Annotated in this window: 5 protein-coding genes; 4 read left to right on the top strand and 1 reads right to left on the bottom strand. The window is 70.4% G+C overall.

The features are described from left to right. The first annotated feature begins 135 nt into the window (after positions 1-135). From VIB55_RS23095 to VIB55_RS23085, 3 genes are all read left to right on the top strand, one after another. Positions 136-969, top strand: a complete 834-nt coding sequence (locus VIB55_RS23095; protein WP_331879036.1) for a GNAT family N-acetyltransferase — start codon at positions 136-138, stop codon at positions 967-969. A gap of 539 nt (positions 970-1508) precedes the next feature. Then, on the top strand, positions 1509-2714 hold the full coding sequence (locus VIB55_RS23090; protein ID WP_331879035.1) for a hypothetical protein: 1206 nt from the start codon (positions 1509-1511) through the stop codon (positions 2712-2714). A gap of 829 nt (positions 2715-3543) precedes the next feature. Continuing rightward, a complete protein-coding gene (locus VIB55_RS23085; RefSeq protein ID WP_331879034.1) occupies positions 3544-5832 on the top strand; it encodes a hypothetical protein in 2289 nt (762 codons plus the stop codon). 84 nt (positions 5833-5916) lie between these two features. Here the strand turns inward: VIB55_RS23085 and VIB55_RS23080 are convergent, their stop codons facing one another. After that, the gene (locus tag VIB55_RS23080) at positions 5917-7281 is read right to left on the bottom strand and encodes a M20/M25/M40 family metallo-hydrolase (protein ID WP_331879033.1); all 1365 of its coding nucleotides are present in this window, start codon (positions 7279-7281) and stop codon (positions 5917-5919) included. A 203-nt stretch (positions 7282-7484) separates the two neighbouring features. Here VIB55_RS23080 and VIB55_RS23075 point away from each other — a divergent pair. Next, positions 7485-8188: GAF domain-containing protein (locus tag VIB55_RS23075; protein WP_331879032.1), on the top strand; the 704-nt coding region annotated here is incomplete at its 3' end.

The following is an 8188-nucleotide window of genomic DNA, read 5'->3' as shown; positions in this document are numbered from 1 at the left end:
GCATGCGTCAGCCCGTTCGTCACGCACTCGACTGTGCCTAGCCACCATCGCGGGTCACCTGACCCGTGCGCGGATGGGCCGACGCACGCAGTTTGTTGCGTCCGTTCGATCCATCTGCACCCGGCTTCTTGTTCCATGACCCATCCCGATCCCGAGTACCCGCTTTCCGACCTGGCCCTCGCGCGTCGCCTGGAGGCCGCGGAGGGGAGCGCGAACGCCGCGTTCGTCGCCAGCCGCGCACGGCTGCAGCCCGAGGTGGGGGCCACGTGGAAGGAAGTCGCCGGAACACTGGTGATGTTCGACGGCGTGGGATCGCCGCTCACGCAGACGTTCGGGCTGGGCACGCTTGGCGAGGCGACGGACGCCGCGCTGGGCGAAATCGAAGGGTTCATGCACGAGCGCGGGGCCGAGGTGTTCCACGAGGTGAGCCCCATGGCCGGCATGCCGCTGCTGGACGTGCTCGCGTCGCGCGGATACCGCCCCGTGGAGCTCACCAGCGTGATGCACCGGCCCACCACGATTCCTGTGCCCGGTGCTGAAACCCAGGTGCGCGTGCGGCGGGTCGAGCCCGGAGAGGTGGACGTGTGGGCAGACACCGCAGCCCGCGGCTGGGGCGAAACGCCGGAACTCGCGGAATTCATGCGCGCCTTCGGCACGATCACCGCGACCGCGGAAGGCGCGGTGCCGTTCCTCGCCGAAGTCGAGGGGGAGCCGGTCGCCACGGGAGCCCTGGCGATGCACGGCGGCGTGGCGCTGCTGGCGGGGGCGAGCACCGTCCCCGCGGCGCGGAAGCAGGGAGCGCAGCGCGCGCTGCTGCAGGCGCGGCTTCGGTTCGCAGCGGAGCACGGATGCGACCTGGCGATGATGGGTGCGGAACCGGGCAGCGCGTCGCAGCGCAATGCCGAGCGCCAGGGCTTCCGGATCGCCTACACGCGGATCAAGTGGCACCTGCCGCCAGCCGAGAAGTAAGCGACTTGCTGCCGTGCCACTCTCACCAGGGCGCGCCACACAGTGTAACCCACACCACGGCAAGCCAGTCCGCGAAGGCGGACTTCGGGTGGTTGTTGCTGCGAATTCATTCGCCCGTGCAGGCTTCGGGTCGACTGGGCCCCCCGGTGCTGCACCGGACTCTGGTGCGGCAGGATCCGCGACTCAGGGATCCGTGTCGCTGCCGCGCCCAGACTTATTCGTGGTTCAGGCAAGATCCTTCGGCCCGCACGGGTCGGTGTACGAGCAAGTATGGTGCGCTTGGGCCTCTGGATGACAGACATGGGCGCATGCCGCTGGCGATGAGCGGCACACTTGAGGCCGCTGGATGGCCAAACCAGGCTCATGCGGCTGAGATGAGTCGTGCGCTTGGCCTCTGGATGGCAAGCTTCGCTGCGACGCGTGGTGAGGTGCGTCAGGCGAGGACCAGCGTCAGGCCCTTGCCCACACTCACGCGGGGGCACAGGATGTGACGTGGCGAAACGCGAGCAATTTCCCGCACCTGAACCGGACATCGGCCCGTGACCGACCGACCCGTCACCATCGTCTGCCTTTCGAGCTTCCTCAAGGGCGAGGAATTCCTCCGCGAGTGCAAGCGGCAGGGCTGCCGCGTGCTGCTGATCACCGTCGAAAAGCTGCGCGAAGCCGAGTGGCCTCGCGATGCCATCGACGAGATGCTCTACATGCCGGACCTGTTCAAGCGGGACGACGTGATCAACGGCATCAGCTGGCTGGCGCGCACGGAGCACATCGACCGCATCGTGCCGCTGGACGAGTTCGACCTGGAGATGGCGTCGGCGCTGCGCGAGCACCTGCGCGTGCCTGGGATGGGCGAAACCACCGTCCGCTACTATCGCGACAAGCTCGCGATGCGCATGCGGGCGCGCGAAGCCGGCATCCGCGTTCCGGACTTTGCGCCCGTACTGCACAACGACCACATCAACCACTTCCTGCAGACGGTGCCCGCGCCCTGGGTGCTCAAGCCGCGGTTCTCGGCGTCGGCCATCGGCATCCACAAGCTCGACGATCCCGAGCAGGTGTGGCGCACCATCGAGTCGCTGGGCGACAAGCGCAGCTTTCACCTGCTGGAGCGCTTCGTCCGCGGGTCGGTGTACCACGTGGACTCGCTGGTGTGGGATCGCGAGATCGTGTTCTCCGATGCCAGTGGCTACGTGAGCCCGCCGTTCGAGGTGTACCACGGCGGCGGGCTGTTCAGCACGCGCACCCTGCCCCGCGACTCCGACGAGGCTCGCAGACTCAAGCAGGAGGATGCACGGGTGCGGGACGCGCTGGGCATCGTCCGCGGCGCGCTGCACACGGAGTTCATCCGCGGCGACGAGGACGGCGAGTTCTACTTCCTGGAAACGGCGGCGCGCGTGGGCGGCGCGAACATCGTGGAGATGGTGGAAGCCGCCACGGGCATCAACCTGTGGCGCGAATGGGCGCGGCTGGAGGTGGCGGATGCGCGAGGCGCGGCCTACGAACTGCCGCAGACGAGGGAGGACTACGCGGGGCTGCTGGTGTCGCTGGCCCGGCAGGAGTGGCCGGACACGTCGGCGTACGACGATCCCGAGATCGTGTGGCGGATGAACAAGCGCCACCACGTGGGGATGATCCTGGCCTCGCCCAGCGCGGACCGCGTCGCGGAACTGCTCGGCTCGTACATGCACCGCGTCCGCGAGGACTTCCACGCCTCGATGCCCGCGTCCACGACGGCAACGGACTGACTATCGAAGCGGCAGGCACACGATAGCAAGGGCGCGCCACAAGCAATAAGACCCACGGCAGCAGGCAGTCCACGAAGGTGGACATCGTGTGGTTGTTGCAGCGAATTCAGTCGCCCGGGAGGCCTGGGCCGCTCCCAGGCCGCGGACCAGGACCGAGGCTAAGGGTTCCGTGTCGCTGCCGCGCCCGGGCGAAGTGGCTCCCTCGGCAAGATCCCACGGCCCTGCATGTTGTGCACTGCGGGCCGGTCATGTGCGCTCGGGCCTCTGGATGACAGACGGTCGTTGAGGGCCTCAAACGGAGAGCGTCGGGCGCAGTAGAGCAAGGGCGCGCCACAAGCGATAACGAACACCGCGGCAGGCAGTCCACGAAGGTGGACATCGTGTGGTTGTTGCAGCGAATTCATTCGCCCGAGGAGGCCTGGACCGCTCCCCAGACGGACGAGAACCGAGGCTCAGGGTTCCGTGTCGCTGCCGCGCCCGGGCGAAGTGGCTCCCTCGGCAAGATCCCACGGCCCTGCATGGTCTGCACTGCGGGCCGGTCAAGTGCGCCCGGGCCTCTGGATGACAGATTGCCGTTGCGAACCCCGGATGGAGGGTGGCAGGTCCAATACAGCAAGGGCGCGCCACAAGCGATAACGAACACCGCAGCAGGCAGTCCACGAAGGTGGACATCGTGTGGTCGTTGCAGCGAATTCATTCGCCCGTGGTCGTTTGGTGTTGTGCCGCAGCAACTTACGACGGAACTCCGGGGGCCCTTCCGCCGTACGGTGATAGGTGGGGCGACACCAGGCCAGGTCGCCGCCGCCGATACGCCCGACCCGGAGCGGCCATGAACGCGACCACGCACACCCGACGCACCGCACGATGGAGAGCCGCCACCGCGGCCCTCTTCGCGCTGCTGATGCCGATGCTGGCGGGCTGTGGGGAGCGGCGCGAGCGGCCGCTGTCCGCAGTCGACGTGGAGCTGGTGCGGGCAGACGCGTACGCCGATTCCATCGTGCGCCTCGCTCGATCCCGCGCCGCGGCGCTCACGGATGAGGACGTCATCGTGCTGGGATACCTGGAGCGGCTGCAGCTTGGACTCGGCAGCCCGTTCCGGCTGACGGACCTGGCGCTGCAGGACCCCCGGCTGACTCCCGCGTCGCGCCGCAGGGCCGGCGCCGTGCTGCTGTCCGCCACGGCGGCGGGTCGTGGATACGTGCTGGACCCGCTCGCGCTGTCGACCGTGTCGCACGGCTCGCGGGAGGAGCGGATGCGGGCCGCGCGCCTGCACCTGGACATCATCGAGCAGGCCGTCGCCAGCGCGGCGGACCCGCGCGGCGGCGAGCTGACCGTCCGCGCCGCCTACGCGCTGGCCGCCGCCGAGGGCACCGTTCCCGCACATGCGCCCTCGCTCGTCGCCCGTGCCGCGGCGCTCGCGGCTGACCGTCGGATGGCGCGCGACGACGCCCGCGACCTGCTGCGCGAGGCGGCGCTCACCAACCGCCATCCGCTGGCGCTGCTCCGTGAGTGGCGGGCGGCCCGGCGCTTCTCGGTGGAATCTCCCGCAGGCGCATGGCGCAGCGAGGCGCGCGAGGCAGCCTCCGGCGCCGCCGCGATCCCTCTCGCGAGCGCCATCGCGGCGGTTCCCGCGCGCGCCGCGGTCGAAGGCTCCGCGCCCGCCTCCATGCCGCTGCTTTCCCGCGCGGCGGCACGCCGCCTGTCGGTTCTGGCCGACCGCCACGAGCCGCCACCGGTCGCACCGATCGCCGTCTCGCTGGAACGCTACAGCCGGTCGATCCAGCAGGCCTTGGGGCCCACGGAGACCGGACGCGCCAACGGGCGCCGGTTCGTGGAAGCCGCCCGCGACGAGGAGCACTTCGCCGCCGCGTACGCCCGCATTCGCGCCTCGCATCCCGCCGCGCCGCTCGCCGAGGTCGCGCTGGAGTCCGCCGTCGCCATGCGCACCTACGCGCAGGAAGCGGTGTGGCACCCGGGCTTCCCCGCCCCGTCCACGGCAGACCTCAAGCGCCGCTACGGGCTGAAGGCGGTGGATTTCGACGCCGACGTGCCGATGGCCTGGCGCCCGTACTACCGCCGGATGCTGGGCAGCGCACTGGCGGAGATGGAAGCCATCCTTCCGGGGATGGACGTGCGCGGGCTGTCGATCCAGTTCGGGCGGACGGGCAAGGAGCGGTCGGCGCTCGCCATCCACGATCCGTACGGCCGCCGCATCCACGTTCCGCCCGCCACGGGGCCGGGCACGCTGATGCACGAGATCGCGCACGACCTGGACTGGCAGGTGGCGCGCAGGCGCTACCGCGGCCAGGGCCCGTACGGAACCGACGTGGCGCTGCGGACGAATGGATCGGACGCCTTTGCCGCCGCCGTGCGCAGCCTGCCCACGGCACGGGTCCCCGGGCGCAGCGCCGGCCGCAGCGGGGGCTGGGAGTACGAGACGCGCCCGGCGGAAACGTTCGCGCGCCTGCTGGACGGGTACGTGACCGCGACGATGGCGGCGCGCGGGCGCAGCAACGGCTATCTCTCGTCGTACCAGGACGAGGTGCTGGCGGGGCACGGGACCGCGGTGCCCCCGGATGCGCGCGGCCGCGTCCTGAACGTCTTCCGCCCGCTGATGATGGAGGCGTCGCCGCTGCCCATCCCGCTGCAGAGCGAGTTCGAGGGGCTGTGGGGTCCCCGCCCGGCGCTGGGGCCGCTGGGCATGGTGACCGAAGTGGCCGCGGCCGGTGGGCAGAGACCGGCGGCGGAGCGCGACGACGAGTGGCGCAGCCTCGCGGACCTGGAGGCCTTTCCCGACGCCGCCCGCGCGCGCATCGCGCGGGTGCAGCGGACGCGCGACGAGCTGCTCGCCGAGCGCGAGGCCATGATCTGCGCGAACCCGTTCCTCTCGCTCGGCGCGGAGGGCGAAAGGGACGTCCGCGCGCTGGTCCATCGCGCCGCCCGCTCGCGGATGCGCGGGATCATAAGCCAGGAGCTGCGATCCCTGGGCATCCAGGCGGATGCAGATGCCGCCGCCGCAGCGTGGCTGCCGAGGGAGAATCCCTGGATGAATGCGCCGTTCGCCGCGAGCGACGCATCCATCTCCCCAACAACCTGCGACGGCAATCTGGATGGCTGACGAAGGGCACCGCGGACGCGGAAAGCCCCTCGTCTTCTCTCTTTCTGCGTCTCTGCGGCTCTGCGTGAGGCCGTCTTTTGCCGTTCAGGACCGAGTGCCGTCCTGGCCGGACAGCGCGCGGACGAGCCGATACAGGAACTCCTGCCCCTCGAAGTAGGAGCTGACCGAAAGCCGCTCGTTCGGCGCGTGGACGCGCACGTCGTCCACGTCGAAGAAGATCCCCGACACGCCATACATCGGAATGCCGGCGGCGCGGAAGTAGAGGCTGTCCGTGGCGCCGATGCCCATCACCGGCACCACCGGGACCCCGGGCCACATCTCTTCCGTGATCCGCTCCACCGCGCCCAGCACCTCGGGCGTCAGCGGCGACGGCGGGCTGGCCTTGCCCGCCTTCACCTGGGTGAGCACCAGGCGCTCGTCCGCGATCACCTCCGCCAGCTGCCGCGCCACCTCGTCTGGATCGGTCCCCGGAAGCAGCCGGCAGTTGAGGATGGCGCGCGCGGACTGCGGGATGGTGTTGTTGCTCTGCCCCGCATCCAGCCGCGTGGCCGCGCAGGTGGTGCGCATCATCCCGTTGTACTGCGGCACCTCGCTGAGCCGCGCCGCCGCGGCCTCATCCCCCGTGTCCAGCAGCGCGCGCATGTCGTCTGCCACCTGCCCCGTCTCGATCCGCGACATGCGTTCGAAGAAGGCGCGCGCCACCTCGCCCAGCTGCACGGGAAACGTGAACCCGGCGATGCGCCCCAGCGCGGCGGCCAGGTGGTAGATGGAGTTGTCCGGCGTGGGCAGCGAGCTGTGGCCGGAGGCGCCGCGGGCGCACAGCTCGAAGTCGACGTACACCTTTTCGCTGGCCTGCAGGTTGTGGGAAACACGGCGCCCGTTCTTGATGCGCCCGATTCCCCCCTCGTTGATCCCCATCTCCGCATCCACCAGGTCGCGGCGGTTCTCCGTCAGCCACTTGGCCCCGTTCTGCGGACCACCCTCCTCGTCCGCGGTCAGCGCCAGGATGATGTCGCGGTCCGACACCACCCGCTCGTTCAGCAGGCGGACGAGGTTCGCGGCCCAGATGCTGGCCATCGCCTTCTGGTCGCTCGTGCCCCGGCCGTAGAAGAACCCGTCCTGCTCCACCAGCTCGAAGGGGTCGGTGTCCCACTCCGCCGGGTCGGCATCCACCACGTCCAGATGGGCCAGCAGGAGCAGCGGCCCGCGCGCGCCGCTGCCGCGAAGGCGCGCCACCAGGTTCATCTTGCGGGGATGCGGGCCCACCTGCGTCACGTCGTCCTCGGGAAGCCCCGCCGCCAGCAGGCGCCGGGCGACCACCTGCCCCGCCGCGGTGACGTCACCAGAAGCTTCGGTGGTGTCGATGGCGATCAGCTCGGAAAAGATGTCGCGCGCCAGCTGCCTGTACTCCGTGGGGGAGGTGACAGCCGGGTCGATGCCGTTCTGCATGGAATCATCCAGGTATTGGTTCGTCCGGAGCGGTCTGCCGCAGTGCGGCCACGGGTGAACTTACGCCGTGGAAGGCGCGCGTCCAGACGGCCATCGGGCCTCCTGGCCCTTGCCGGATCGTCCGCGTGGGCGAAATTATGCGGATTCTGGCGGAGCGGTGCCGGTTCCCGGCCCCCACGCCCCACCGACCGACGCGAAGCTGCATGAGCGATTCAGAGCCGCCGCAGGACCAGGGCGCCGACCCGCTGCGCGATCCTGCCCGCCTGGCCGCGCTCCACGCCACGGGGCTGCTCGACAGCGCGCCCGAGGAGGCGTTCGACCGCCTGACCCGCATCGCGGCCGAGTTCCTGGGCGCGCCGCTGGCCCTGGTGAACCTGCTGGACGACCAGCGGCAGTTCGCCAAGAGCTGCTTCGCCCCGCCGGGCTGGCCCGACGACCCCAACTCGCCCGTGGAGGAGTCGTACTGCCAGTGGACCCTCGTCGAGCGGCAGCCGGTGGCCATCGCGGACGCGCGCAAGGACGAGCGCGTGCGCGACAGCGTGTTCCTCCGCGACCTGAACCTGGTCAGCTACCTGGGCGTTCCGCTGATCCTTTCCAACGGCCACGCGCTGGGCACGCTCTGCGTGGCGGGCTTCGAGCCGCGCGAGTGGACGGAGCGCGAGGTGCGGCTGCTGTCGGACCTGGCGGCGTCGGTGACTACCGAGGTAGAGCTGCGGCTGGACGTGGCCGAGCGCCGCCAGATCGCCAAGCTCAAGGACGAATTCGTGTCCATCGTCGCGCACGAGCTGCGCACGCCGCTGACTTCCATCCGCGGCAGCCTGGGGCTCCTGGCGAGCGGAGGGCTGAACGGAACGCCGCAGGCGCAGCGGATGCTGGCGATCGCGGCCCAGAACTCCGACCGGCTGGT

The organism is Longimicrobium sp. (assembly GCF_036554565.1).
Classification (GTDB): Bacteria; Gemmatimonadota; Gemmatimonadetes; order Longimicrobiales; family Longimicrobiaceae; genus Longimicrobium.
This window is presented reverse-complemented; position numbering and strand designations above follow the sequence as displayed.